Consider the following 25,552-nt stretch of genomic DNA (forward strand, 5'->3'; position numbering starts at 1 on the left):
CCTCTATGGACAGGAGTCCCACTTCAGATGTCATCATCATCACCCGAGACCCCATCTGAAAACCTCCCTAGCGACGTGACGGCCCAGCGGGGCCGAACCGCGGACGAGCAGGCCAGCGACAACGCGAGCTATGGGGCCGAGCACATTCAGGTGCTTGAGGGTCTCGAGGCGGTGCGCAAGCGTCCGGGCATGTACATCGGCTCAACGGGGCCCCGAGGTCTGCACCACCTGGTCTACGAGATCGTGGATAACTCGGTCGACGAGGCCCTCGCGGGATACTGCGACGCGATTCAGGTGACGATCCTGCGCGATGGCGGCATCCGCGTGGTCGACAACGGCCGCGGCATCCCGGTCGACATTCACCCTGTCGAGAAGAAATCGACCGTCGAGGTTGTGCTCACAGTCCTGCACGCCGGTGGCAAGTTCGGTGGTGGCGGCTACGCCGTCTCGGGTGGCCTGCACGGTGTCGGCAGCTCGGTCGTCAACGCTCTCTCGCACCGACTCAAGGTCGAGGTGTACCGGCAAGGGAATGTCTGGCGCCAGAGCTTCCGCAATGGTGTTCCGGATGCGCCACTCGAGAAGGGCGAGGAATCCGACATCACCGGCACCACCATCACCTTCTGGCCCAACGACGACATCTTCGAGACGGTCGATTTCGACTACGAGACGCTGCGTACGCGGTTCCAGCAGATGGCCTTCCTCAACAAGGGGTTGCGCATCTCGCTCTCCGACGAGCGTGAGATCGACAGCGAGGTCGAGGGTGAGGTCGATCACGAGACCCGCACGGAGTCGTTCCACTACGAGCGCGGACTCGTCGACTACGTCGAGTACCTCAATGCGGCGAAGAAGGCGGATGTCGTGCATCCGGAGATCATCTCGATCGAGTCCGAGGACACCGAGCGTCGCATCGCCCTCGAGATCGCGATGCAGTGGACGACAGCATACAGCGAGAGCGTGCACACCTACGCCAACACCATCAACACGCATGAGGGGGGAACCCACGAGGAGGGCTTCCGCGCGGCGCTCACGACGCTCGTGAACCGTTACGCCCGCGACAAGGGAATCCTCAAGGAGAAGGACGACAACCTCACGGGCGACGACGTGCGCGAGGGACTGACCGCGGTCATCTCCGTCAAGCTCGGTGAGCCGCAGTTCGAGGGGCAGACCAAGACCAAGCTCGGGAACACGGAGGCGAAGTCCTTCGTGCAGAAGGTCACGGGTGAGGCGCTCGCCGACTGGTTCGATCGCAACCCCGTGCAGGCGAAGGAGGTCATTCGCAAGGCGCTCCAGGCATCCGCAGCCCGGATGGCGGCACGCAAGGCACGCGAACAGACACGCCGCAAGGGACTGCTCGAATCGGGTGGGATGCCCGGAAAGCTGCGCGACTGCTCGAGCAAGGATCCGAGCCGCTCCGAGATCTTCATCGTCGAGGGTGACTCGGCCGGCGGCTCCGCCGTGGCCGGCCGCAACCCGGAGACGCAGGCGATCTTGCCTCTGCGTGGCAAGATCCTCAACGTCGAGAAGGCGCGTCTTGATCGTGCGCTCGGCAACGCTGAAGTGCAGGCGATGATCACGGCCTTCGGCGCGGGCATCGGAGAGGACTTCGACGCCGAGAAGGCCAGGTACCACAAGATCATTTTGATGGCCGACGCCGATGTCGACGGGCAGCACATCACGACGCTCCTGCTGACCCTCGTGTTCCGCTACATGCGTCCGCTCATCGACATGGGCTACGTCTATCTGGCGCAGCCGCCGCTCTACCGACTCAAGTGGACGAACTCGCCTCACGAGTACGTGTATTCCGACCGGGAACGCGACGCTCTCCTTGAGGCCGGTATCGCCGGGGGCAAGCGGATCCCCAAGGAGAACGGCATCCAGCGCTACAAGGGTCTCGGCGAGATGGACTACAAGGAGCTGTGGGAGACGACGATGGATCCCGACACCCGCACCCTTCTCCAGGTCACGCTCGATGACGCGGCCGCGGCGGACGAGATCTTCTCGACGCTCATGGGCGAGGACGTCGAGTCACGCCGCAACTTCATCCAGAGGAACGCCAAGGACGTGCGCTTCCTCGACATTTGATGCTGGCCTCGCGGACCTGAGCCTGTCGAAATCCAGCTCGCGAGGTGCTGACCCAAACGATTTCGACAGGCTCAATCCGCAGAACTGAGGAACAGAGAATTTATGGCTGACGAGAACGACAACGAGAACACCCAGACCCCGCCCGAGCAGATCGTCGCGGGGGTCGAGGTGGGCGTGGGCTCCGACAAGATCACGCCTGTCGACCTGCAGCTCGAGATGCAGCGCTCCTACCTCGACTACGCGATGAGCGTGATCGTGGGCCGGGCCCTTCCCGAGGTGCGCGACGGCCTCAAGCCCGTACACCGTCGCGTGCTCTACGCGATGTACGACGGTGGCTACCGCCCCGACAAGTCCTTCTCCAAGAGCTCCCGCGTTGTCGGCGACGTCATGGGCCAGTTCCATCCCCACGGCGACTCCGCGATCTATGACGCGCTCGTGCGCCTCGTGCAGCCTTGGAGCCTGCGTTACCCGCTCGCACTCGGCCAGGGCAACTTCGGTTCCGCCGGCAACGACGGCGCCGCTGCCCCCCGATACACCGAGACCAAGATGGCTCCCCTCGCGCTCGAGATGGTGCGCGATATCGAAGAGGAGACCGTCGACTTCCAGGACAACTACGACGGCCGCACTCAGGAGCCGTCGGTTCTGCCCTCGCGCTTCCCGAACCTGCTCGTCAACGGTTCTGTCGGCATCGCGGTCGGCATGGCCACCAACATCCCGCCGCACAACCTCCGCGAGGTGGCGGATGCCGCCCTGTGGCACCTTGCCCACCCCGAGGCGAGCCACGAGGAACTCCTCGAGGCCCTCATGCAGCGCATCAAGGGTCCCGACTTCCCGACGGGCGCGCAGATCCTCGGCACGAAGGGCATCCAGGATGCGTACCTGACGGGCCGCGGCTCCATCACCATGCGGGCTGTCGTCTCGGTTGAGGAGCTGCAGGGGCGCACCTGCCTCGTCGTCACCGAGCTGCCCTACCAGGTCAACCCCGACAACCTTGCGCTCAAGATCGCCGAGCTTGTGAAGGACGGCAAGCTCAGCGGCATCGCGGACATCCGGGACGAGACATCCGGTCGCACGGGTCAGCGCCTCGTCATCGTGCTCAAGCGTGACGCGGTCGCCAAGGTCGTGCTCAACAATCTCTACAAGCACACACAGCTGCAGGAGAACTTCGGCGCGAACATGCTCGCGATCGTCGATGGCGTGCCCCGCACCCTCTCGATCGACGGTTTTATCACGGCCTGGGTCGCGCACCAGATCGAGGTCATCGTCCGCCGCACGCGCTATCGGTTGCGCAAGGCGGAGGAGCGCGCCCACATTCTGCGCGGGTACCTCAAGGCGCTCGATGCTCTCGACGAGGTCATTGCCCTCATTCGCCGCTCCCCGACGGTCGAGGATGCCCGCGACGGGCTCATCGACCTGCTCGACATCGACGAGCTGCAGGCCCGCGCGATCCTCGACATGCAGCTGCGGCGCCTTGCGGCCCTTGAACGGCAGAAGATCGTCGACGAGCACGATGAGATCGAGCGACAGATCATCGACTTCAACGACATCCTGGGCAGCCCGCAGCGCCAGCGCGACATCGTGAGCGACGAGTTGCGTGAGATCGTCGAGCGCTTCGGCGACGACCGGCGCACCGAGATCATGTACGGCTTCGGCGGTGACATGAGCATGGAGGACCTCATCCCCGAGGAGGAGATGGTCGTCACGGTCACGCGCGGCGGCTACATCAAGCGCACGCGCAGCGACAACTACCGGTCGCAGCACCGCGGCGGCAAGGGTGTGCGCGGGGCGCAGCTGCGGGCGGATGATGTCGTGGAACACTTCTTCGTCACGACGACGCACCACTGGCTTCTGTTCTTCACGACGACGGGACGCGTCTACCGCGCGAAGGCCTACGAGGTCGCGGAGGGCGGCCGCGATGCGAAGGGCCAGCACGTGGCGAACCTCCTCGCGCTGCAGCCGGGGGAGGAGATCGCACAGATCCTCGATATCCCCGACTACGAGGCGGCCAAATACCTCGTGCTCGCCACCCGCGGCGGCCTCATCAAGAAGACCGCGCTGAGCGACTACGACACCAACCGCACTGGCGGCATCATCGCGATCAACATCCGCGAGGGCGACGAGCTCGTCTCGGCGATGCTCGTCGAGGAGGAATCCGACCTGCTGCTGGTCTCGCGCAAGGGACTTTCGATCCGCTTCACCGCGAGCGACGACGCCCTGCGCCCCATGGGTCGCGCGACGAGCGGCGTGATCGGCATGCACTTCAAGGCCGAGGATCAGCTGCTCGCAGCATCCGTCGTCTCGGAAGACGGCTTTGTGTTCGTCGTGACGGAGGGTGGTTACGCCAAGCGCACCGCTGTCGACCAGTACCGTGTGCAGAACCGCGGCGGTTTTGGCATCAAGGTCGCCAAGCTGCAGGAATCCCGTGGCGATCTCGCCGGCGCTCTCATCGTCGGCGAACAGGATGAGGTGCTGGTGGTTCTTGCCAGCGGCAAGGTGGTACGCTCATCAGTCGCTGAGGTCACGGCCACCGGTCGCGACACCATGGGCGTCGTCTTCGCCCGCTTCGCGGAGGAAGACAAGATCATCGCCGTGGCGAGGAACAGCGAGCGCAATCTGGGTCAGGAACTCTCCAGCGGTGAGCAGGAGAATGACCAGGGCTCCGACGCCGCCGTGGCGGAGGAGGCCTGACCCGTGATCAAGAAGAAGGATGTGGCACTGGATGAGTAGCATCGCCGAGAAGCTGCAGCGAAAGTCGCAGAAGTCCGTCGGAAGCAAGCAGGTGAGGCTGCGCCTCGTCTACATCGACTTCTGGTCGGCGGTGAAGCTCTCGTTCCTGATCGCGGTCGTGCTCGGTGTCATCCTCATCGTCGTGACCTTCCTGGTGTGGACGATCCTCGCGTCGACCGGAATCTTTGCGCAGCTCGACAGCATCCTCGGTGACATCACGGGTGACGAGACTTTCAACATCATCGGCAGTTTCTCGCTCATCCAGGTCGTCGGCTTCTCCGTCGTTGTCGCGCTTCTCAACACGATTGTCGGCACGGCCCTCGGCGCGATCGCGGCGCTCATCTACAACTTCACGGTGCGCATCACGGGCGGCCTGCTCGTGGGCTTCACCAACAACTAACGCGAATGCGGGTTGAGTAGGCCGCCCGCGGCCGTATCGAAACCTCAATTTCTGCAATTCGGGCGGGTGCGGTACTCTCGTATCTGCTCCAAACGGGGATATAGCTCAGGCGGTTAGAGCGCTTCGCTGATAACGAAGAGGTCCCAGGTTCAAGTCCTGGTATCCCCACGCGTGTTCCGGTCAATGATCGGATGCTTCACCCGCGGTGTCACGGCAGTGACTGCCTCTCGGGGACGTAGCTCAATTGGCAGAGCACCTGCTTTGCAAGCAGGGGGTTAGGGGTTCGATTCCCCTCGTCTCCACCATCTCCGCTCCTTCCTGCTCGGTCGATAGTCTGGGTGCATCCGCCTGCGCCCCCGACCGGAAGGAACATCATGCAGAACTCGACGATGCCGCGGACCACGATCATCCTCGGTGCCGTATTGGTATTGGTGGGGGTCATCGGTTACTTCGCCTCCGGTATGGCGAGCTGGACGGCCCTGATCCCGGCGATCCTGGGTGTCGCGCTTCTCGTGTGCGGGCTGATTGCCCTGCGCAGCCCGAAGGTGGGCGTCCACATCGCGCTCGTGCTTGCACTCCTCGGCATCGCGGGCACCTTCATGAACGTCCTCAGGCTCGGCGAGCTGTTCGCGGGCACGGCGGAACGGCCGCTCGCGGTCGTCGCGAGCGTCGTGACCTTCGTGCTGCTCGTGGTCTATCTCGTGCTCGGCATTCGGTCCTTCATCGCCGCGCGCCGCTGGCGCCGAGAGCACGGAACGGGCCAGTGACCGGGGGAGCGTAGCCGCAGGCCGAAGCGCGAAACGACGAACCCGCGCCACTCAGTGAGCGGCGCGGGTTCGTCGTGACAGTTCTGCGCTAGAGAGCCTCAGGCTTCGACAGGTCCTCCGGCTCATCCGAGATCCAGAGGTCGTCGTCGGCGCGAAGCGTCTGCCAGATGGCGTAGCCGATTCCCGCGACAGCGACGGCGGCGACGCCCATGACGATGTAGCGGCCCGGGCCGGGGGTCGACTTGGGGGGCACGAAGCTGACCTTCTTGCCCAGCTCCTTGCGAAGCTTCTTGGCCTTCTTCTTCGCCTTCTTGCTCGAGACATCGAGCACGTGTTCCTTCTTCTCGCCCGCCTTCTGCACGGCCTTCATGGCGTCGCGCACGCGGGCATCCTTCGTGACCTCGATGACGGCAAGAGCCGAGGCGAGAGCGGATGCCACGGAGGGGAAGATCTCGTTCTGAACCTTGTGTCGCGTGGCAGCGGCTCCGTGCGAGACCGTGCTGCGCACGCGGGGTGCCACCTCGTCGCGACTGATGTGTCCGACCTGACGCCCGGCCTCGCGGACGACCTTGCTCGCCTGCTCGAGTACCTCGCGCTGGTCATCCCACAGGTCGGACGCCGAGTGCTTCAGACGCTTCAGTTCGCGGGAACGTTTACGGGACAAAGCCATGAGAGACCTCCAGTCGGCGGTTGGTTGAGGCGTTTTCCATACTTCCACGGGTTCCTCTGTGAGTGCACTGGGTATTGAGTGGATGCCTCACCCAGGAGCGAACAGCTACCCCGAGGCATCCGCCCGGGTGAAATACTGAATCAATGCACACACACGTAGCGACCCTTCATACCTCCATGGGTGACATCAAGGTAAACCTCTTCGGCAACCATGCCCCCAAGACGGTCGAGAACTTCGTCGGCCTCGCGACCGGTCAGAAGGAATGGACCGACCCGGCGACGGGCCAGAAGACGAACCGCCCCCTCTACGATGGCGTCATCTTCCATCGCATCATCGACGACTTCATGATCCAGGGCGGCGACCCCCTCGGTAAGGGCATCGGTGGTCCGGGCTACCAGTTCGACGACGAGATCCACCCCGAGCTCGATTTCACGCAGCCCTACGTGCTCGCAATGGCGAACGCCGGCATCCAGATGGGCCGCGGCACCAACGGCTCGCAGTTCTTCATCACGACGGTGCCTACAACCTGGCTGCAGGGCAAGCACACGATCTTCGGCAAGGTCGAGGATGCGGACTCGCAGGCGGTCGTGAAGCAGATCGAGTCCGTCAAGAAGGGGCCTGGAGACAAGCCGCTCGAGGACGTCGTCATCAACAGCATCACGATCGACGAGGTCTGATCCGGTGATTCACCCGCGGACGGGGGGCCGGTCGTGAGCGATCTGCCCCCCAGCTCCGACAACTACTGCTACTGCCACCCCGATCGGCAGAGCTTTGTGCTCTGCCAGCGTTGCGGCCGCACCGTCTGCCCCGAATGCCAGACGCAGGCCGCCGTGGGCGTGCACTGCCCCGAGTGCGTGCGGGAGCATCAGCAGTCGGCGCCGAGGCGCAAGCCCGCCGTCGTCACCATGATGAACCGCGCACGTCGTGGCGATGGTCCCGTCGTGACGTACAGCATCATGGGTCTCACGGCGCTCGTCTACCTGGCGCAGATCTTCACTGGGGGAGCGGTCACGGAAGCCCTGCTCTATTGGGGCCCTTACACGCAGATTGAGCCGTGGCGGATCCTCACCACCATGCTTGTGCACTCCGAGCGTTCGTTCTTCCACATCCTCTTCAACATGTACGCCCTGTTCATCTTCGGGCGGATGCTCGAGCACGCGATCGGGCGATGGCGCTTCCTCGCGCTGTACCTCCTGAGCGGCATGGCCGGCTCGGTGGCGGTGCTGCTGATCTCGCCCATGACACCCGTTGTGGGAGCATCCGGAGCGATCTTCGGACTGTTCGGTGCATTCTTCGTCATCAACCGCGGCCTCGGTGGCAACAGCATGCAACTGGTGATCGTGCTGGGGCTCAACCTCGTGATCGGCTTCATCGTGCCCGGCATTGCGTGGCAGGCCCACGTCGGCGGTGTGCTGGTAGGCGCCCTCGTGGGTTTCATCCTCATGCGGACGCGGCGCCGCACGCTTCAGAAGCGGCAATGGATGCTGCTGGCGGCCGTCTTCGCGGGGCTCGTGGTCCTGACCGTCGTGGGTGTGCTGCTCATGTACGCCCGCTAGCCGCGTGAGTCGCGTCCCCAAGTTATCCACAGGCGATTCCACAGTGGGGATAATTACACCCGTGTAGTTGACCCCCGAAGGGGTGAAGGGTGATAGCCGGCTCAGCGCCAGCGCGTCGTCATGAGGAAGCCGACGAACATGATGCCGAAGCCCACGAGGATGTTGCCGTCGCCCAGCTCCGGGATCGGCAGCGCTGTCTGGCTGATGTAGTAGACGATGATCCAGAGCAGCCCCAAGAGCATGAGGCCGAACATGATCGGCTTGAACCAGACCGGGTTGGGGGCGTCGTCGCCGGAGCGAACCTCACGCGGCGACTCGGGCTTGGGATTCGTGGACCTGGCCATGCCCGGAATTCTAGCGGCATACGGTCGAATAGAATCGCTGCATGGACAGCCCGGCCACTGAGCGCAGGCGTGACCGGCGCCGGAGGGGCCGCGGACTCGCCGTCGTCGGGGTGCTCGGCGAGCTATTCCTGACAGCCGGAGTGCTCGTGCTGCTATTCCTCGGCTGGCAGCTCTGGTTGAACGACATCATCGTGGGCAACGAGCAGCGGGATGCCGCGATCGAGTTCGCTGAAGAGCTCGCCTCCGCGCCCCCCGCTACCCCGGAACCCAGCGCGGAACCCGAACCCGACGCCGAGCCCTCGGAGGAACCTGGCCTCGCCGAGCCGGTCAGCACGATCAGCCCGGTCATGAACGAGGGCTTCGCGACTCTCTACGTGCCCCGCTTCGGCGCGGACTACGTGCGTGTCATCGGGGAGGGTGTCAGCCTTTCGTCTGTGCTCAACCGCAGTTCCCTCGGCGTCGGCCACTACCCGCAGACCCAGCTGCCGGGTGAGCTGGGCAACTTCGCACTCGCGGCACACCGGACGACGTGGGGTGCTCCCTTCGGCTCGATCGGGGAACTTCAGCTCGGCGACAAGATCTACGTGCAGACGGCGGACGGATGGTACACCTACGCCTTCCGCAATCTCGAGTATGTGCTGCCCTCGGGCGTGGGCGTGCTCGAACCCGTCCCACAGGCGCCGGGCGTGCCGGCGGGAGAGCGCTACATCACCCTGACGAGCTGCAACCCCCGCTTCTCGGCATCCGAACGCATCATCGCCTACGGGGTGCTCGAGTCGTGGCATCCTGCCGCCGAGGGGATACCCGACGAACTCGCGGCCCTGCAGGGAGGGGAGGCCTGATGTACGCTGCACTGTGGCGGCTGCTGCCCGGCCCGCTCTGGTTGCGCATCGTGCTCGCGATCGTGCTGGTGCTCGTCGTGCTCGCCGCCCTCGTGCTCTGGGTCTTCCCCTGGGTCAACTCCTTCATCAGCGTCCCGGAGGTGACGGTCGAATGACCAGGGTCCTCGTGATCGACAACTACGACAGCTTCGTCTACACCCTCAACGGCTACCTGCTTCAGCTCGGTGCCGAGACGGAGGTGGTGCGGAACGACGCCTTCCCTGCTGAGGAGGCGCGCGAGCGCATCGCGGAGTATGACGCCGTGCTGCTCTCACCGGGGCCGGGAACACCCGCCAATGCGGGGGTGTCGATTCCCCTCGTGCACGCGGCCCTCGAGACTCAGACTCCGCTCCTCGGGGTGTGTCTCGGGCACCAGGCCATCGCCGAGGCGTTCGGCGCGACCGTCACGCATGCCGAGGAACTCATGCACGGCAAGACCTCGGTCGTCACCCACGACGAGAGCGACTTCTACGACCACGTGCCAGCACCCTTCACGGCAACCCGCTACCACTCCCTCGCGATCGTCAACTCAACCGTGCCCGGCGAGCTCGTCGTCACCTCGCGCACCGACGGCGGCGTCATCATGGGGGTGCGCCACGAGACCGCCCCGATCTTCGGCGTGCAATTCCACCCCGAATCGGTGCTCACGCAGGGCGGCCACGCGATGCTCGCCAACTGGTTGGCGGTCGCTGGGATGCCCGAGGCGGTCGAGCGTGCGAAGGGGCTCGCCCCGCTCGTGAACCTGGGTTAGCGGTTCGACTGGCTAGGCCACCGCGGGGGAGCTAGCCGGGCAGCGGGGTCAGCCTGCGCAGTAGGTGACGGTGATCTCGGAGCGCTGCGGGTGATCACCCGGCGGCAGGCTCTGCCCTGTGACGGCAAGGCCCGAGCAGTTGTAGTCGGGGCGGGCGACCACGACGAGCTGCAGGGCGGACAGCACCGAGTTCGCCTCGCTGATGGGCTGACCCGTCACCGGGGGAACCGTCACGAGGCCGCTCGACACGACGAGGTCGATCGTCTCGCCCTCCTGCACCACCGTGCCCGCCTCGGGGGAACTGCGCAGCACCGTGCCGGCGGGCAGCGTCGATGAGTTCTCCGTCGTCGTCGACCCGACGACGAGCCCGCGATCCAGGAGCGCCTGCCGTGCCGCATCCTCACCGAGATTGGAGAGGGTCGGAACCGAAACGGATGCCGGCCCCTGCGACACATAGATCTTCACGACCTGAGCCGTCGCCACGCGTGTGCCGGGCTCCGGGTCCGTGCGGATGATCTCGCCGCGCGGCACTTCGTCATTCGCGACGTCGAAGCGGGAGGGGGTCAGTCCCTGATCCTGCAGGGTTTGGGCACCGTTCTCGTACTGCTGCCCGATGACATCCGCGACCTGCACCGAAATGCGTTCGCCGATCGTGCTGGCGGGCAGGTTCGAAACCCAGATGGCCAGCGCCACGAGCATCGCCGCGAGGAGGGCGATGCCCGCCCAGATCCACGCGACCGGGGGACGGTTCTGCGTCCGCACCGCTCGCTCGGTGTTCTCGGCTGACAGCTGGCGGATGGCGGATTCCGATCCGGCGGCCGCCGTGGGGTCCACGCCGAAGAGGGTCGCGTTGAAGTCACTGGCCGCCGGCACCTTGCGAGTCGGGACCTCACCGGATGCTGCGAGCTCGACCTCCTCGCGGAACTCCGCCGCCGTCTGGAACCGCTCGAACTTGTCCTTCTCGAGGGCGTGCAGCACGACCACGTCGAGCGCGGGGGAGACCTTCGGGTTGAGCGAGCTCGGGGGCAGCGGAGCCTCGCTGATGTGCTGATAGGCGACCGCCGCGGCACGATCCCCACGGAAGGGAGGTTGGCCCGTGAGCATCTCGAAGAGCACGATGCCCGTCGAGTAGAGGTCGGTGCGAGCATCCACCGTCTCGCCCTTCGCCTGCTCGGGCGAGAAGTACTGGGCCGTGCCGAGCACCTTGCTGGTGTCGGCCACCGTCGCGGAGTTGTCGCTCACAGCGCGGGCGATGCCGAAGTCCATGACCTTGACCTGGCCGCTGTGGGTGATCATGACGTTGCCGGGCTTGATGTCGCGGTGCACGACGAGTGCCCGGTGGCTGTACTCGAGCGCCGTCAGGATGCCGTCGACGATGCGGACCGCCTCGCGCGGCTCAAGCGGGCCGTCGGCGATGATGTCCTTGAGTAGGCGACCGTCGACGTACTCCATGACGATGAAGGGCACCTGCGTCTCGATGCCATTGGCATCCGTCACCGTCTCCTCACCCGCGTCGTACACGCGCACGATCGTGGGGTGGGCCATGCGGGCCGCCTTCTGCGCCTCCTCACGGAAGAGCAGACGGAAGTTGGGATCGGTTGCAAGGGAGGGCTTGAGGAGCTTGATCGCCACTCGACGCCCCAGACGGGCATCCGTGCCCATGTGAACGTCGGCCATGCCGCCCCGGCCGATGAGCTTGCCGATCTGATACCTGCCGGCGAGCAGCCGAGTATCTTCAGTCAATTTCATTCTCCAGGTGCTTGGTCGACGCCTAGCAGTCTATTGGCTGCCCCCGACTACTCGGCTCACTCGCCCGAGTCCTCGCCCTCGGGCGGCGTCGTCTCCTCCGGGCTCACCGTATAGGTGAGCTGGGGCGACTCGGGCGAGGCGATGCCCGAGCACTCGGCGTGATACGAGAACGTGACCGTGCCGGGGCTGTCAGAGGTGAGGGTGATGTTGGTCGTGGAGGCGGGCAGCGGGTTCGAGACCGAATAGGTGGCCCCGCTCACCGTGACCCGGTAGACGGTGTGCGTCGTCCCGGGCGGGCAGCCCTGATAGCTCGGCCACGTCACGTTGACGCTCTGTCCGGGCACGATCGTGACGTCGGTACCGGGACCCGTCGCCGGCTGCGGCTGCGTCGGCTCGGGGATCTGTGCGTAGATTTTGACCGAGATGACGGTGCCCTCCTCGACCGGCCCCGTCGGGTTGACGCTGTAGACGAGCCCCTCCTGCCGCGGCTCGGGCGCGACGTTGCCCTCCGTGATGTCGGGGGTCAGGCCCAGTTCCTCGAGATAGGCGCGAGCATCCGCCTCGGTCATGCCCTCCAGATCGGCGAGCGTGATGCGCACGCGAGTGTCGCTGGGTGAGGGGCTCGTGCTGGCGGTCACGGAGGGACGCGCCGACGTCTGCGAGGGCGGGGTGTCGTCGCCGCTCGGGGAGAGCGCCATCGCGACGATGACACCGACGAGCGCAAGGAAGAGCACCGCGATCAGGATGATGAGCGGCCACGTCCACCGGCTGCGCTTCTTCTCGTCCTCCTTCGTCGCGGATGACTGCGCCCCAGAGACAGCGGCGGCGGCGCCCGCGGCGGGGAGCACCCGCGTGGCGGCGGAGGTATCCGCGTCGACGGGTGTGATGAGACTCGTGAAACCGCTCGTGCCGCCGACGCCGGGAACCGCGGCGGTCGCACCGGCAACGTCGCCGCGGCGGAGCGCCTGCGCGGCGCGCGCCAGGTGCGCGGCGGAGGCCGGCCGCTCTGCGGGGCTCTTCGCGATGCACGCGTACACGAGGTTGCGCACGGGCTCCGAGATGCTGACGGGAAGATCCGGCGGCTGCTCGTTGATCTGGGCCATCGCGATCGCGACCTGCGACTCGCCCGTGAAGGGGCGTCGGCCCGCAAGCGCCTCATAGGCGACGATGCCGAGGGAGTAGACATCCGTCGTCGGCGATGCCGGATGACCGCTCGCCTGCTCGGGCGACAGGTACTGCACGGTGCCCATGACCTGGCCCGTCGCCGTGAGGGGAACCTGGTCGGCGATGCGTGCGATGCCGAAGTCGGTGATCTTGACGCGGCCATCGGGGGTGATCAGCAGGTTGCCCGGCTTGATGTCGCGGTGCACGAGCCCGGCCGCGTGGGCGGCGTGGAGCGCGGATGCGGTCTGGGCGACGATGTCGAGCACGCGGTCGGTCGAGAGCACCCGCTCGCGCTCGAGGATGGTCGAGAGTGCCTCGCCCGGCACGAGCTCCATGACGAGGTAGGCGCTACCCTCCTCCTCGCCGTAGTCGAAGACGTTGGCGATGCCCTCGTGGTTGACGAGGGCTGCATGCCGCGCCTCAGCGCGGAAGCGCTCGAGGAAGCCCGGGTCACCCAGGTATTCGTCCTTGAGGATCTTGATCGCGACGGTGCGCCCGATGACCAGGTCGGTCGCCTGCCAGACCTCGCCCATGCCGCCAATGGCAACACGGCTCGTCAGCTGGTAGCGCCCCCCGAAGGTGAGGCCACTCGTGGGTCTCATTTGTTCAGCACCGCCTCAAATACCTTCTTTGCGATGGGCGCGGCGACCTGGTTGCCGAAACCCGCCCCATTCTCGACGACAACCGCAATCGCGATCTGTGGGTCAGACGCGGGAGCAAACCCCGTGAACCAGAGGGTGTTCGGCGTTCCCTCCGCGTTCTGTGCCGTGCCGGTTTTACCGCCCACGTCGACTCCGTTCATTCTTGCATTACTCGCCGCTCCAGAGTCGACGTTGGCGACCATCATGGGCACCATCGTCTCCGCCGTCTCGGCGCTGATCGGTTGGCTGTACACGGTTGGGTCGAAGGACACGAGCTCCGTGAGGTCGGGTGCGAGGATGCGCTCGACGAGCGTCGGCTGCATGAGCTCGCCACCGTTGGCAACCGCTGCCGAGAGCATGACGATCTGGAGCGGCGTCACCCGCACGTCGTACTGGCCGAAGGAGGAGAGCATCAGCTGCGCCTCGTCCATGCCGTCGGGGTAGATGCTCGCTGTCGCCGACATGGGCACCTGGATGCGGCTTCCGAATCCGAAGGCCTCCGCGTACTCAGCGATGGTGTCCTCGCCGAGGGATGCGCCGACCTGGGCAAAGGGGATGTTGCAGGAGAGTCGCAGGGCGTTGGCGAGGGTCACGGTCGCGCCGCCGCCGCAGGTGCTGCCCTGGGCATTCGAGATGACCGTGTTGCTGAGGGGCAGCTGCAGGGTCGGGGGGTTGGGGATCTCGGTCGTCGGCTCGAACTCGCCGCTGTCGATCGCCGCCGCCGTCATGAGCACCTTGAAAACCGAGCCCGGGTGATAGAGGGTGCCGCCGATTGTCCGGTTGTCGAGCGGCGATGTCGGGTCGGCCTCAAGCTGCTCGTAGGCGGTGATGACCGAGCTGGTGTCGTGCGTGGCGAGGAGGTTGGGGTCGTAGGACGGCTTGGAAACCATGGCGAGGATGGCGCCGGTCTGCGGGTCCATGGCGATCACGGCGCCCCGGTAGTCGCCGAGAGCATCCCAGGCTGCCTGTTGAGCGACGGGGTCGATTGTCAGCTCGACGGCCGCCCCCTTGGGGGACTGGCCAGTGAAGATCGCGTTCAGCTGGTCGAAGAACTGGTCGTTGGCCGTGCCCGTCAGGTAGTCGTTGAGGGCGCCCTCGACGCCGGCATTGCCCTGATTGAGGGTGAAGTACCCGGTGACGGGAGCGTAGAGCAGAGGGTCGTTGTAGACGCGCTGGAACTCGAAGTCATCATCGACGGGCGTTGACTCCGCGATCGGCACGCCGTCGACGAGGAGGGGACCCCGCTCGGCCGAGAAGCTCGCGTAGAGCGTGCGGGCGTTGCGGGGGTCGGCGCGGAGGTTCTCCTCCTGGAACACCGTGATGATCGTGCCCGAGGCGAAGAGGGCAACGAACATGAGCAGCACAGCCGTGCTTACGCGCTTCAATTCCTTGTTCACGTCACACCACCAATCTCGGCTGGTTGCGGATCGTGTCAGAGAGCCGGAGCAGGATCGCCGCGATCATCCAGTTGGCGACCAGCGACGAGCCGCCGGCCGCGAGGAACGGCGCCGTCAGGCCCGTGAGCGGGATGATCCGGGTGACGCCGCCGACGACGATGAAGACCTGCAGTGCCACGACGAAGGAGAGACCGACGCCAAGGAGCCGGCCGAAGTCGTCCTGGCCGGAGAAGCCGATGCGGAAGCCGCGGGAGATGAAGAGCAGGTACAGGGCGAGGATCGCGAAGAGTCCGGCGAGGCCGAGCTCCTCCGTGAGGCTCGCGATGATGAAGTCGCTCTGCGCGAGCGGCACCAGGTCGGGTCGGCCCTGACCCAGCCCCGTGCCGAGAAGACCGCCGTTGGCCATGCCGAAGAGACCCTGCACGAGCTGCCAGCTGCCGCCGACCGCATCGTAGACCTCGGGGTTGAAGGGGTCGAGCCAGCCGCGGAAACGCCCCGCAACGTAGCCGAGCACCTGCCCGGCGATCACGGCACCGCCGATGAAGAGCCCGAGGCCCATGAGCACCCAGCTGACCCGCCCCGTCGCCACGTAAATCATGATGAGGAACAGGCCGAAGTAGAGCAGCGAGGTGCCGAGGTCGCGCTGGAAGATGAGCACCGCCATGGCCGCGGCCCAGATCACGAGGATCGGCCCCAGGTCTCTTGCACGGGGGAAGCGGATGCCGAGGAACTTGGTGCCCACCATGGAGAGGCTGTCACGACTCTCCACGAGGTAGGCGGCGAAGAAGATCGCGAGGGCGATCTTCGCGAGCTCGCCCGGCTGGAAGGTGAAGGTGCCGACCCGAATCCAGATCTGCGCCCCGTAGACCTCGTGGCCGATGATCGGCAGCATCGGCAGGATCAGCAGCACGATGCCCGCGAACATCGAAACAAAGCGGTAGCGCTGCAGCACCCGGTGGTTGCGGATGACGACGATCACGACGATGGCGGCGAGGATCGCGATGCTCGACCAGGCGATTTGACGCACGCCCGCGGCATCCCACCCGCTGTCGCCGTCGGCCAGGTCAATGCGGTAGATCGCGGCGATTCCGAGCCCGTTGAGCAGGGTGACGACGGGAAGGATGAAGGGGTCGGCCTGGGGTGCCGTGAGGCGGAGGGAGACGTGCATCGCGAGCACCAGCACGGCGAGCACACCCGCGAGCATGAGCACGCCGGGGTCGGTCTGGCCGAGGGCGCCCAGCTGGGTGAGCACGAGTGCGCCTCCGCCGACCGCGCAGGCGATGACGACGAGCACCAGTTCGAGGTTGCGCAACCGTGCGGGCTGCCGCAGACGCACCCGGATGCTCGCGGTCTCCGGCGCCGACGTGAGCTCACTCGTCATGGTCGAGTCTCTCGATGATGTCGCGGGCGTCTTCGAGGTCGCCCGCGGTGATGGTGTCTTCGACCTGGCGGCGCTCGAAGTCGGACAGCGAATCGATGCGAATGCTCGTCTCGGCGTAGACCTCGGAGAGCGAGAGCGGCCCGATGCCCTGCTGCACGCCCTTGAAGATGGCGACCGTGTTGCCGTTGGCTCCGACGTAGTACCGGGTCTGAGTCCAGCGGTAGCCGACGACGATGCCCGTGACGATGAGTGCCGCGATGAGTCCCACCGAGACGAGCCAGGTGACGCGGCGGCGGATGGCGCGGCGCCGGTCTTCCGCGATGAGCTCCTGCAGGTACTCGTCGGACTCGGGCTCGAAGTGGCTGTCCTCCGGCGGCGCCTTGAGGGGGTGCAGCAGCAGGGTGGGCAGGCGGAGCGGTTTGCGTCCCGCCGCCGACTCGAAGGTGAGGGGCAGCGCGGCGGAGCCGACCGTCACGGGCGGGTTGGAGGCGGAGTCGTGCGTGTGGTCCACGTCGACGAGCACGACGGTCACGTTGTCTGGCGCGCCCTGGTCGAGGCTTTCGCGCACGAGTCGCTCCGCGGCATCCCTGGGGGAGGGCAGCGTGTGCAGCACGTGGGCGATCTTCTCTTCGCTCACATAGCTGCTGAGCCCGTCGGAGCAGAGCAGCCAGCGGTCGCCCGGCTCGGTCTCGACGACGGCGGTGTCGATCTCGGGGGAGGTTTCGACGTCGCCCAGCACGCGCATCAGCACGGAGCGACGCGGATGCACGGCCGCCTCCTCCTGCGTGATGCGGCCACTGTCGACGAGGCGCTGCACGAAGGTGTGGTCGATCGTGACCTGCTCGAGCACACCCGAGCGGTAGAGGTAGAGACGCGAGTCACCGATGTGGGCGATGGCGAGATGGTGGTCGACGCGGTGTACGGCGGTGACCGTCGTGCCCATCCCCGTGAGCTCGGGATGATCGAAGACGGTCTCGGCGATCAGCGAGTTGGCGGCGAGAAGAGCCGACCGCAACGCGAACTCGGCGTCCTGCGCCGTGGGGAACGGGCGGTCGGCTTCGGCGATGCGGTTGACCGCGATGGCGGACGCAATGTCGCCGCCCGCGTGGCCGCCCATGCCGTCGGCGACGAGGAAAAGCTGCCGACCGGCGTATCCCGAGTCCTGGTTGTTGGCTCGGATCTTGCCGACATGCGAGACGGCGGCGCTCTTGACGGTGGTCGACACGCCTACCGCCGCAGCTCGAAGCTCGTCGTGCCGATCTTGACAGTCGCACCGAGCGGCACCGGGGTGGGTGCTGTGACGCGCTTGCCGTCGAGAAACGTGCCGTTGGTGGAGTCGAGGTCCTGGATCACCCACTCGTCGCCCCACAGCATGAGCCGGGCGTGGTGCGTCGAGGTGTAGTCGTCGCGGATCACGAGGCCGCTGTCGGATGAGCGACCGATAGTGAGGGGCTGGTCGTCGAGGTCGAGCTCGACGCCCGCCTTGGCACCGGAGGTGATGACGACGCGCCTTGCGGTTCCCGCCGCCGCCCCCGGCGAGGATGCTGCCGCCACGGGTCGCGGCGCAGGATCAGCAGCCGGTGCCGCCGTGTAGGGGGCCTGCTCGCCAGACGCGCTCTGGGGTGCGGGCATCCGGCGGACGCGCTCGCCGAAGAGGTCGGAACGCAGGGCGTAGACGATGGCGAAGACGAATGCCCACAGCAGGAGCAGGAAGCCGAGCTTCAGCAGAAGCAGTGTCAGTTCACTCATCTACCGATCGCCTTATCGTCCATTCCCCGGGTGGTCGCTCCGCGCATCCGCCGTCTCGGGTGAGGCGGACTGGGCGAGCACTCGGAAAACGATACGGGTTCTTCCGATGGAAATCACTGAATCGGTGGGCAGCGGGGCCTTTGACACCTTCTTGCCGTTGAGTTCTGAGCCGTTGGTGGAGCCGAGGTCGTTGACCTGAGCGTTCTTGCCATCCCACAGGATCTCGACGTGTTTGCGGGAGATGCTGCTGTCGTCGACCGTGATGTCGGCGTCGCTGCCGCGGCCGACAACCGTGCGGGATCTGGTGATTCGGTGCCGCTTGCCGTTGATGTCGAGCACGGGCACCCAGGCGATCTCGCCCTTTACGTTCTGCGAGTCGACGCGGATGATGCCCTCGCTGAGGTTCTCGTCCTGCTGCAATCGAATCGAGACACCGCCCGCGAACTGGTAGCCCTGCGTGCCGGCGTGCCGCTGCACGAGACTCGTGAGCTCATCGATGAGGGTTGGGCCGAGTGACGACATCCGTTCGTGATCGGCGGGGGAGAGGCGCACGACGAAACGGTTGGGGGCGAGGATGCGGTCGCGCGCGACAATGACGGCGTTGGTGTCGAGTTCCCGGCGGAGGGCGCTTGTGAGTTCGACGGGCTGCACGCCGCTCTTGAAGGTCTTGGCGAAGGCGCCGTTGACCGCCCGCTCAAGCCCCCGCTCGAAGCTGTCCAGAAGTCCCAATGGTTTCCCTCACGTGCTGTCGGCCGTGTGGCCGCCATGGCACACACGATGTTAGCCCCACTGTATTGGGGAGAGCGGGTGAGGCACCGGATGTCACCCCACCGCATGACGGCGTCCATCCCCCGGATGATGCGTGCCGGATGCTGCTCTCGCAGAGTTTCGGCAGTTCCCGCTGTGGTAATCTCGCTGAGTCTGCGCGAGTGGCGGAATGGTAGACGCGCTGGCTTCAGGTGCCAGTGCCTGCAAGGGCGTGGGGGTTCGAGTCCCCCCTCGCGCACAGATGAAAAATAGCCCCTCACCTGGGAATGTATGGCCCTGGTGAGGGGCAATTTTCTTTGTCCGCACGCCGGGCTTGGTGCCCACGCCGGGTGGGCACGCCCGCGTGCGAACGCCTCAGCGCACCGCGCGAGTACGGCGGAGGGCCAGTCGTGCTGCGCGGTCGAGACCGAAGGCGCTGCGCGTGATGAAGCCGCCGATCGCGGTGCCCGCTGCGAGACCCACACCGGTGGACAGCGCGAGGACCAGTTCGGGCAGGGATGCCTCCACCCCATACTCGGACTCCATGAATGCGTACAACGCCCGGTACAGGGCGAGCCCGGGGATGAGGCCGATGATCCCGGCCATCGTGATCGCCGATTCCGGAACCTTGACCCAGCGGTAGACGAGGTATCCGATCACACCCGCGACGACGCCGGCGAGGGCGGGAGCGAGGCCGGGCTGGGGAAAGCTCGGCACCACGACCGCATACACGGCGAAGACAATGCCTGCCGCGGCTGCCATGAGGGGCACATACAGCAGCCGGACGTAGGAGGTGAGGGCGAAGCCGACCCCGATGAGGGAGGCCCCAATGATGCCCGGGATCGGCTCGATCACGGGCCCGAGGGTCGTCGCCACGGAGATGGGCACGCCCATTCGCAGCGCCATGCCAAGCGTGAGCGAGATTCCCACGGCGAGCCCCAGAGTCAACATGATCACCTCGAGCCCGCGGGCCGACGCGGTCACGTAGTAGCCGTCGATTGCGTCCCTCGCCGCGGAGGTGAGCCCGATTCCCGACAGCAGCATGATGATGCCGGAGATGACGATGACCGTCGGATGATTCGCGCCCGGCAGTTCGATGCCGATCGAGCGCAGCCAGAAGAAGAGCACCGCGATGGCCGTCGTGAATCCGGCCGCCACCAGCTGGGAGAAGAACGCCGGCACCGCCCACTTGGAGAGCCGATTCGCGAGTCCGGTCGCGATCATGGCGGAGACCGCGGCAACCAGGATGAGCACGAAGCTCACGTTGAACATCACCACGACACCGCCGGCGAGGATTGCCTGCCCCGCGGTCATGATCCAGCGGCGATAGGGGTGCGGGGAGTGGAGAATCGCCACGAGCCGAGAGCGCGCGACTTCTACATCGAGCGGCTTATCCGTCTCGGTAATCTCCTCGATCAGGCGGTACACGTTCTGCAGCCGGGTGTAATCGGTGGTGCGCACCCGCACGACGCGCATGACCGAGGTCGGCTCCTCGTTGATGCCCCTGTGCACCGACACCGTGATCGACGTGAACGAGATGTCGACGTGCATTCCCGAGATGCCGTAGGTCTCACTGATGCGCAGGAGCATCGCCACCACATCGGCGGCAGAGGCGCCGATCGCGAGCATCGCTTCGCCGGCTCGGAGGCAGAAATCGATGACGGCGCGGTCGTGGCGCTCCGTCAGCTGCGACTCATGGTTGACGATCGAGATGATCTGGGTGGGGGTTCCGGTGCTGCGGACGAGCTCGGAGACGCGATCGAGCAGGGATCGCGCCGGATGGGGCCTCTGGCCATCGGGGTCGTCACGAGTGGTCACTAATCAAGGGTAGGGCCGCGCGCCTGCACACGGGCTGCCCGCGATTCCTCGAAATTCTTCGCCCGTTTCGCTGCTCCGTGTGTGGCATCCTCTCCTCAACACGTTCGCGGTCGAAGGGGGACGGCGTGAAGACGTTTGGGATCGTGCTCGCAGTGTGGGCGGGGTTGATCGTGCTTGCGTTGGCGGCGTTTCTTGTAGCCAAGATTCCGGGCAGCACCGAGGAGATCGAAGCAGTGGCCGACAGCTACCCCGTGGACGAATCGTGGCTGCTGGCATCGGAGCAGATTGTGCCGCCAAGAATTCTCTGCTTCGACTCCGTTCCGTGCCCCAGCGTTCAACGGCACTATGTGCTTCCTGCTGCTGTGTCCATGGAGGACTTCACTGAACGGGCGAGGAGTATGGGACTCGACACCATTGAAGGCGATTGCGTGGAAAACGAGGGCCGAAGTGTGCAAACTGCTTGTCACGCTCACGGGACCGTCGGGGGTTTTGAAGTGACTGTTGACTCAGTCATCGACCATGGCGAACCGCGCCTCAAAGTAGAGGTCGGGCAGTAGCAAGACTCCAATGCCTAAGACGCACGTGAGTCCTGGGCGTCAGGTGAAGGCGAGCCGGAACGCTCAATTTGTGAGAATATCTGTTCATTAGCGAGCGCAACTCCGGGGGGAGAGCGATGTTCGAGCTGGCCACACTGAGGGGTGTCGCGGCGTGCATTGTCGCGGCGACAGGACTTTGCGCAGGGACGGCGGCCACTACTCTGGCATCGGCCTCTCCCTCGTGCGAGGATGTGCGAATCGTATTTGCTCGTGGCTCAGGCCAGGCGCTCGGCGATGACGAGTACGAGAGGTTCGTCGAAGGAATCGAGGGACGCCTTTCTGCTGACATCAAGGCGACATCCTATGAGCTAGGACGCGGTGCTCATGGCGGATCAAAGTATCCTGCGGTCAGCGTTGAACCAGCCGACACCGCTCTCGGGGCGATTTTGTCGGGCGGCTCCGCGTACGCGTACGGAGACAGCGTTAAAGCGGGAGTGAAAGAACTCAACGCGTATCTCGAGGCTGAACTCGAGAGCTGTCCTGAGACTTTGTTCGTCCTAGGTGGCTACTCGCAAGGTGCTCAGGTGGTGGGTGACATGTACGCGGCCGCCTCCGACGACGTGCGGCGCGCAATAGTTTTCAACGGGCTTTTTGGCGACCCGAAGCTGAACCTGCCGGAAGGCCGCCACGGATGTCGCGGCTACTTTTCTGAATGGCGGAGAGTTATTGGCGGGTGCGACACCCTACGTGGGTCGCTCGGCGCGCGCGTTCCCTACGTTCCGACGGCCTCGGCCGAAGAAACCGGCCTGTGGTGCAACGACGATGATTTCATTTGCGGCACAGGAGCGCTCGGCGACATCTCTGGACATCTGACATATGCCGACGACGGGGCAGCAATCGATATGGCGGCATTGGAGGCAGCATCTCGACTCCAATACTTTCTGCGCGCATCCTTCAGACCGCACGATGTCAATCTCAGCCCTTTGAACATTGGGACTGCAGGAATTGATGTGGCCTTCGTCGTCGACTCTCGGCGAGAAATGGAAGGGGAACTTTACGATTCCAGTTTCGTGCTCGAATCCGTCGCCGCCGATGTAAGAGCTCACAACGGACGCGCCGCAGTGATCGAGTATCGGGGGGCGATGACCCGGTGTTTGCGGTCCGCAGCAGCTTCACACGAGACGTTGAAGCCGCAGCTCGCGCGCTTGCCGAGATCGAACCTGGCAACAGATGGTCAGAAGTCGACAGCACCGAAGAAACGCTGGGTGCACTGTCGGCCGCAATCAACGGGTTCGACTGGCGGCCGCGCGCTGCGAAGGCGATCGTTCTAGTCAGCGAGGGAGCTATCCGCGATGAGAGTGACCGGCTTTCGTATGACGAGCTTTTCGAGGCGGCGGCGAGCACTGGCGACGTCGCGATCTTCCCTGTGATCTCGACGTTCTTCGCGGAGTACTACTATCCCTTGGCAACCGGCACCGACGGGATCGTGGTTCCATATCAGGAACTCGTGCCTCAACCCTCAATGCTCTCGAGTGAGCCAGCGAAGCCTGCTCTCGATTCGGCACGAGAGGCCCTCACGGCGGCCATGGAACACATCATCAACAGGCCGGTTGCTCTGCTTGCGAACCCCGAGTACATTGCAAACCCTGGCGAGAGCATTCGCTTCGATGCATCGGCGTCCTACGTCGTAGATTCGGAGATCAGCGAGGTGGCTTGGGACTTCGATGGCGACGGAGCGTACGACCGTCTGGGCGCCGAGTTGGTGGTGGAGCACACGTACCCGGATGCATTCGACGGCGAGGTCCGTGTCCGTGTCCGCGCCGCGAACGGAACGTTCACAGTGGCGAACGCGCCAGTTCACATCGGGACGTACATTGCACCGGTAAAGCCTGGCTCTCCCACTCCATTGGAACTCGGGGCAGCGGAGTCAGGAGATAGCATCCGCCTGTCGTGGGAGCCGCAAGACCAGCTCGCCGCGCAGTGGCTCATAGCTGTGAACGGCGTGAATCTGGGCGTGACTGACGGCGACCTGCAGTCAGTCAGAATCAGTGACATCGATCGCGCCGCGGCGACGGAGCTGTCAGTAGCGGGTGTGACGGCCGCAGGGCTCGTTGGTGAAGCGGCCACCATCACGCTTGGGCCGGCGAACGATGCTGGAGCCGGACCGGCCGCCGAGGAGATCGCGGTGACAGGTTCTGATGCGACACTTTCGTTCATCCCAGGGCTCGTGTTCCTGCTGCTCGGCACGTTGCTCGTGATCAGCGCGCAAGTCGTCATACGCCGCCACCGCGCCTGACAGAATGGCCGCATGGTGCACACCGAACTGCCGCTCATCCTTGTCGTCAACGGGCCCAACCTGAACCTGCTGGGCACGCGCGAGCCGGAGAAGTATGGCCACGAGACGCTGGCGGATGTCGCGGCGCGCGTCACCCGCGCGGCCGAGGCCGAGGGCGTGCAGGTCGAGTTCGTGCAGAGCAACCACGAGGGCGAGATCGTCGAGGCGATCCATTCAGCTCGAGGACGGGCATCCGGAATCGTGCTCAACGCCGGCGCCTACACGCACACCTCCGTCGCGATCCGCGACGCGGTCGTCGCAGCTCAGGTGCTCATGGTGGAGGTGCACATCACCAACGTGCACGCCCGCGAGGCGTTCCGCCACCACTCCTACCTGTCGGATGTCGCGGCCGCCGTCATCGCAGGCGCCGGCACCCTCGGCTACGAGTTCGCCCTGCAGTACTTGGCGCGCCGGGCCTAGGGTTCAGTCGACCTTCTTGTCGTCGCCGTACTGGTAGACATCCGGGACGCCGTCGTCGTCAGCATCGACCGTTTCGAGTGCCGAGATGGCCTTGTAGTGCCGGTTGCGGGCCCGCAGCACGATCGCTCCGATGAGGGCGGCCAGCAGGGAGGCGAGGAGGATGCCGACCTTGGCATGGTCGTTCTCGAGGCTCGTGCCGAAACTGAGCTCGGCGACGAGGAGCGACACCGTGAAGCCGATGCCCGCCAGCAGTGAAACGCCGAGGAGGTCGACCCAGCGCAGGGTCGGGTCGAGCTTGATGCGGGTCAGCTTGGAGAGCAGCCACGTCGTGCCCAGGATGCCGAGTGGCTTGCCGAGCACAAGCCCCGCGATGATGCCGAGAGTGATGGTGTCGCCGAGGGAATCGAGGAAGCCGTCGACGCCGCCGATCGCGACACCCGCGGAGAAGAAGGCGAAGATCGGCACGGCAACCCCGGCGGAGAGGGGGCGCACGCGGTGCTCGAGGATCTCCGCGAGACCCGGGCCCGTGGCATCCGGAGTGCGGTGCAGCACGGGGATCATGAAGCCCAGCACCACGCCGGCGATCGTGGCGTGGATGCCCGAGGCGTGCACGAGAGCCCAGACGACAACGCCGATGGGCAGCAGGATGACCCAGGCGGAGGAGCGGTGGCGGTGGAACAGCTGGCGGTAGCGCTGCGCCAGGAAGGCGTAGAGGGCCAGCGGGATGAGCGCGAAGAGCAGGGGCGGGAACGAGATCTCGTCCGTATAGAAGACCGCGATGATCGTGATGGCAATGAGGTCGTCGACGACCGCGAGAGTGAGGAGGAAGATGCGCAGCGCCGTCGGGAGGTTCGACCCGATGATCGCCAGGACGGCCACGGCGAAGGCGATGTCGGTGGCGGTGGGAATCGCCCAGCCGTGGAGGGAACCCGAGTCGCCCATGTTGACGGCGACGTAGATGAGGGCGGGGATGGCGACGCCGCCGACGGCCGCGGCGACCGGGACGAGGGCAGTGGCAGGCCGGCGGAGGTCCCCCGAGACGAACTCGCGCTTGAGCTCTAGCCCGACGAGGAAGAAGAAGATCGCGAGCAGGCCGTCGGAGGCCCAGTGCCCGAGCGAGAGGTCGAGATGCCAGGGCTCGTAGCCGATGTGGAAGTCACGGAGGGCGAAGTAGGACTCCGCCCAGGGGGAGTTCGCCCACACGATGGCGATGGCCGCGGCGACAACGAGGATGGCACCGCCGACGGTCTCCTTGCGCAGGATCTCGCCGATCCTGACCGCTTCGCTGTAGCGGCCGAATCCGAAGAGGGTGCGATTCTGGCGGTTGTCAGACACGGATCTCCTGTCGAGGGGTCGGCGATTGCTGTGTCGACCAGACTTCCCGACGCTCCACTTCGAGTCTATGTGTCTCCGGTCGGCAAACTCACACGCAAGTGG

The 25,552-nt window shown here is 65.5% G+C and carries 24 protein-coding genes and 3 tRNA genes; 16 read left to right on the forward strand and 11 right to left on the reverse strand.

Annotated elements, in window-relative coordinates; translation table 11 throughout:
• The first annotated feature begins 27 nt into the window (after positions 1–27).
• The 6 genes from gyrB to OH146_RS08515 all read left to right on the forward strand — a co-directional run bounded on the left by gyrB (position 28) and on the right by OH146_RS08515 (position 5,976).
• Positions 28–2,082, forward strand: coding sequence for a DNA topoisomerase (ATP-hydrolyzing) subunit B (gyrB, locus tag OH146_RS08490; protein WP_265159391.1), 2,055 nt, complete (start codon positions 28–30; stop codon positions 2,080–2,082).
• Positions 2,083–2,184: 102 nt separating this feature from the next.
• Positions 2,185–4,770, forward strand: coding sequence for a DNA gyrase subunit A (gene gyrA / locus OH146_RS08495; protein ID WP_265159393.1), 2,586 nt, complete (start codon positions 2,185–2,187; stop codon positions 4,768–4,770).
• A 31-nt stretch (positions 4,771–4,801) separates the two neighbouring features.
• A complete protein-coding gene (locus OH146_RS08500; protein ID WP_265159395.1) occupies positions 4,802–5,209 on the forward strand; it encodes a DUF3566 domain-containing protein in 408 nt (135 codons plus the stop codon).
• Positions 5,210–5,303: 94 nt separating this feature from the next.
• Positions 5,304–5,377, forward strand: a tRNA-Ile gene (locus tag OH146_RS08505).
• Positions 5,378–5,438: 61 nt separating this feature from the next.
• A tRNA-Ala gene (locus OH146_RS08510) sits at positions 5,439–5,514 on the forward strand.
• Between the two features lie 69 nt (positions 5,515–5,583).
• Complete coding sequence (locus tag OH146_RS08515; protein WP_265159397.1) at positions 5,584–5,976, forward strand: hypothetical protein; 393 nt, start codon at positions 5,584–5,586, stop codon at positions 5,974–5,976.
• A gap of 88 nt (positions 5,977–6,064) precedes the next feature.
• Here OH146_RS08515 and OH146_RS08520 read toward each other — a convergent pair whose 3' ends face one another.
• Positions 6,065–6,646 (reverse strand): hypothetical protein, encoded by a 582-nt coding sequence (locus tag OH146_RS08520; RefSeq protein ID WP_265159399.1) that lies wholly within the window; start codon positions 6,644–6,646, stop codon positions 6,065–6,067.
• A 143-nt stretch (positions 6,647–6,789) separates the two neighbouring features.
• On the opposite strand from OH146_RS08520, the gene OH146_RS08525 reads away from it, so the two are divergent.
• Positions 6,790–7,323, forward strand: coding sequence for a peptidylprolyl isomerase (locus tag OH146_RS08525; RefSeq protein WP_265159401.1), 534 nt, complete (start codon positions 6,790–6,792; stop codon positions 7,321–7,323).
• A 33-nt stretch (positions 7,324–7,356) separates the two neighbouring features.
• Positions 7,357–8,202 carry a rhomboid family intramembrane serine protease gene (locus OH146_RS08530; protein WP_265159403.1) on the forward strand — a complete coding sequence of 282 codons (846 nt, stop codon included), beginning with the start codon at positions 7,357–7,359 and terminating at the stop codon, positions 8,200–8,202.
• A gap of 101 nt (positions 8,203–8,303) precedes the next feature.
• On the opposite strand, the gene OH146_RS08535 is transcribed toward OH146_RS08530, so the two are convergent.
• Positions 8,304–8,546 carry a cell division protein CrgA gene (locus tag OH146_RS08535; protein ID WP_265159405.1) on the reverse strand — a complete coding sequence of 81 codons (243 nt, stop codon included), beginning with the start codon at positions 8,544–8,546 and terminating at the stop codon, positions 8,304–8,306.
• 41 nt (positions 8,547–8,587) lie between these two features.
• Between OH146_RS08535 and OH146_RS08540 the strand changes: the two genes are divergently transcribed.
• Genes OH146_RS08540 through OH146_RS08550 form a run of 3 tightly spaced genes read left to right on the forward strand, consistent with a single transcriptional unit; the run spans position 8,588 to position 10,178 of the window.
• On the forward strand, positions 8,588–9,388 hold the full coding sequence (locus OH146_RS08540; protein ID WP_265159407.1) for a class E sortase: 801 nt from the start codon (positions 8,588–8,590) through the stop codon (positions 9,386–9,388).
• The gene (locus tag OH146_RS08545; RefSeq protein ID WP_265159409.1) at positions 9,388–9,543 is read left to right on the forward strand and encodes a hypothetical protein; all 156 of its coding nucleotides are present in this window, start codon (positions 9,388–9,390) and stop codon (positions 9,541–9,543) included. The genes OH146_RS08540 and OH146_RS08545 overlap by 1 nt, the downstream gene beginning before the upstream one ends.
• Positions 9,540–10,178 carry an aminodeoxychorismate/anthranilate synthase component II gene (locus OH146_RS08550; protein ID WP_265159411.1) on the forward strand — a complete coding sequence of 213 codons (639 nt, stop codon included), beginning with the start codon at positions 9,540–9,542 and terminating at the stop codon, positions 10,176–10,178. The genes OH146_RS08545 and OH146_RS08550 overlap by 4 nt, the downstream gene beginning before the upstream one ends.
• A gap of 48 nt (positions 10,179–10,226) precedes the next feature.
• Here OH146_RS08550 and pknB read toward each other — a convergent pair whose 3' ends face one another.
• From pknB to OH146_RS08585, 7 genes are read right to left on the reverse strand one after another with little or no spacing between them, the layout of a single operon-like run.
• Complete coding sequence (pknB, locus tag OH146_RS08555) at positions 10,227–11,927, reverse strand: Stk1 family PASTA domain-containing Ser/Thr kinase (RefSeq protein ID WP_265159413.1); 1,701 nt, start codon at positions 11,925–11,927, stop codon at positions 10,227–10,229.
• A gap of 56 nt (positions 11,928–11,983) precedes the next feature.
• Positions 11,984–13,693, reverse strand: a complete 1,710-nt coding sequence (locus tag OH146_RS08560) for a protein kinase domain-containing protein (protein WP_265159415.1) — start codon at positions 13,691–13,693, stop codon at positions 11,984–11,986.
• Positions 13,690–15,129 carry a peptidoglycan D,D-transpeptidase FtsI family protein gene (locus tag OH146_RS08565; RefSeq protein ID WP_265159417.1) on the reverse strand — a complete coding sequence of 480 codons (1,440 nt, stop codon included), beginning with the start codon at positions 15,127–15,129 and terminating at the stop codon, positions 13,690–13,692. The genes OH146_RS08560 and OH146_RS08565 overlap by 4 nt, the downstream gene beginning before the upstream one ends.
• A gap of 1 nt (position 15,130) precedes the next feature.
• Complete coding sequence (locus OH146_RS08570; protein ID WP_265159419.1) at positions 15,131–16,510, reverse strand: FtsW/RodA/SpoVE family cell cycle protein; 1,380 nt, start codon at positions 16,508–16,510, stop codon at positions 15,131–15,133.
• Positions 16,500–17,735: a Stp1/IreP family PP2C-type Ser/Thr phosphatase gene (locus OH146_RS08575; RefSeq protein WP_265159421.1), complete on the reverse strand. Its 1,236-nt coding sequence runs from the start codon at positions 17,733–17,735 to the stop codon at positions 16,500–16,502. Before OH146_RS08575 ends, OH146_RS08570 begins: the two co-directional genes overlap by 11 nt.
• Before the next feature lie 2 nt (positions 17,736–17,737).
• A complete protein-coding gene (locus OH146_RS08580) occupies positions 17,738–18,259 on the reverse strand; it encodes an FHA domain-containing protein FhaB/FipA (RefSeq protein ID WP_265159423.1) in 522 nt (173 codons plus the stop codon).
• A 12-nt stretch (positions 18,260–18,271) separates the two neighbouring features.
• Positions 18,272–18,988, reverse strand: coding sequence for an FHA domain-containing protein (locus tag OH146_RS08585; RefSeq protein ID WP_265159425.1), 717 nt, complete (start codon positions 18,986–18,988; stop codon positions 18,272–18,274).
• Positions 18,989–19,182: 194 nt separating this feature from the next.
• On the opposite strand from OH146_RS08585, the gene OH146_RS08590 reads away from it, so the two are divergent.
• A tRNA-Leu gene (locus OH146_RS08590) sits at positions 19,183–19,265 on the forward strand.
• Between the two features lie 116 nt (positions 19,266–19,381).
• Here the strand turns inward: OH146_RS08590 and OH146_RS08595 are convergent.
• Positions 19,382–20,824 (reverse strand): threonine/serine exporter family protein, encoded by a 1,443-nt coding sequence (locus tag OH146_RS08595; RefSeq protein ID WP_265159427.1) that lies wholly within the window; start codon positions 20,822–20,824, stop codon positions 19,382–19,384.
• Between the two features lie 125 nt (positions 20,825–20,949).
• On the opposite strand from OH146_RS08595, the gene OH146_RS08600 reads away from it, so the two are divergent.
• From OH146_RS08600 to aroQ, 4 genes are all read left to right on the forward strand, one after another.
• Positions 20,950–21,381: a hypothetical protein gene (locus OH146_RS08600; RefSeq protein ID WP_265159429.1), complete on the forward strand. Its 432-nt coding sequence runs from the start codon at positions 20,950–20,952 to the stop codon at positions 21,379–21,381.
• Between the two features lie 116 nt (positions 21,382–21,497).
• Positions 21,498–22,691 (forward strand): cutinase family protein, encoded by a 1,194-nt coding sequence (locus OH146_RS08605; protein WP_265159431.1) that lies wholly within the window; start codon positions 21,498–21,500, stop codon positions 22,689–22,691.
• Between the two features lie 95 nt (positions 22,692–22,786).
• On the forward strand, positions 22,787–23,656 hold the full coding sequence (locus OH146_RS08610) for a PKD domain-containing protein (protein ID WP_265159433.1): 870 nt from the start codon (positions 22,787–22,789) through the stop codon (positions 23,654–23,656).
• A gap of 12 nt (positions 23,657–23,668) precedes the next feature.
• Positions 23,669–24,115 carry a type II 3-dehydroquinate dehydratase gene (gene aroQ, locus OH146_RS08615; RefSeq protein WP_265159435.1) on the forward strand — a complete coding sequence of 149 codons (447 nt, stop codon included), beginning with the start codon at positions 23,669–23,671 and terminating at the stop codon, positions 24,113–24,115.
• 3 nt (positions 24,116–24,118) lie between these two features.
• On the opposite strand, the gene nhaA is transcribed toward aroQ, so the two are convergent.
• Complete coding sequence (gene nhaA / locus OH146_RS08620; protein WP_265159437.1) at positions 24,119–25,450, reverse strand: Na+/H+ antiporter NhaA; 1,332 nt, start codon at positions 25,448–25,450, stop codon at positions 24,119–24,121.
• Between the last annotated feature and the right edge of the window lie 102 nt (positions 25,451–25,552).

Source organism: Homoserinimonas sedimenticola (genome assembly GCF_026094475.1).
GTDB classification, from domain to species: domain Bacteria; phylum Actinomycetota; class Actinomycetes; order Actinomycetales; family Microbacteriaceae; genus Homoserinimonas; species Homoserinimonas sedimenticola.

Coding starts and splice junctions, on each gene's coding strand:
- OH146_RS08580 (WP_265159423.1), bottom strand. CDS start 18,259: ATGAGTGAACTGACACTGCTTCTGCTGAAGCTCGGCTTCCTGCTCCTG.
- OH146_RS08570 (WP_265159419.1), bottom strand. CDS start 16,510: ATGACGAGTGAGCTCACGTCGGCGCCGGAGACCGCGAGCATCCGGGTG.
- OH146_RS08545 (WP_265159409.1), top strand. CDS start 9,388: ATGTACGCTGCACTGTGGCGGCTGCTGCCCGGCCCGCTCTGGTTGCGC.
- gyrA (WP_265159393.1), top strand. CDS start 2,185: ATGGCTGACGAGAACGACAACGAGAACACCCAGACCCCGCCCGAGCAG.
- OH146_RS08550 (WP_265159411.1), top strand. CDS start 9,540: ATGACCAGGGTCCTCGTGATCGACAACTACGACAGCTTCGTCTACACC.
- gyrB (WP_265159391.1), top strand. CDS start 28: ATGTCATCATCATCACCCGAGACCCCATCTGAAAACCTCCCTAGCGAC.
- OH146_RS08535 (WP_265159405.1), bottom strand. CDS start 8,546: ATGGCCAGGTCCACGAATCCCAAGCCCGAGTCGCCGCGTGAGGTTCGC.
- aroQ (WP_265159435.1), top strand. CDS start 23,669: ATGGTGCACACCGAACTGCCGCTCATCCTTGTCGTCAACGGGCCCAAC.
- OH146_RS08525 (WP_265159401.1), top strand. CDS start 6,790: ATGCACACACACGTAGCGACCCTTCATACCTCCATGGGTGACATCAAG.
- OH146_RS08560 (WP_265159415.1), bottom strand. CDS start 13,693: ATGAGACCCACGAGTGGCCTCACCTTCGGGGGGCGCTACCAGCTGACG.
- OH146_RS08520 (WP_265159399.1), bottom strand. CDS start 6,646: ATGGCTTTGTCCCGTAAACGTTCCCGCGAACTGAAGCGTCTGAAGCAC.
- OH146_RS08500 (WP_265159395.1), top strand. CDS start 4,802: ATGAGTAGCATCGCCGAGAAGCTGCAGCGAAAGTCGCAGAAGTCCGTC.
- OH146_RS08540 (WP_265159407.1), top strand. CDS start 8,588: ATGGACAGCCCGGCCACTGAGCGCAGGCGTGACCGGCGCCGGAGGGGC.
- pknB (WP_265159413.1), bottom strand. CDS start 11,927: ATGAAATTGACTGAAGATACTCGGCTGCTCGCCGGCAGGTATCAGATC.
- OH146_RS08605 (WP_265159431.1), top strand. CDS start 21,498: ATGTTCGAGCTGGCCACACTGAGGGGTGTCGCGGCGTGCATTGTCGCG.
- OH146_RS08515 (WP_265159397.1), top strand. CDS start 5,584: ATGCAGAACTCGACGATGCCGCGGACCACGATCATCCTCGGTGCCGTA.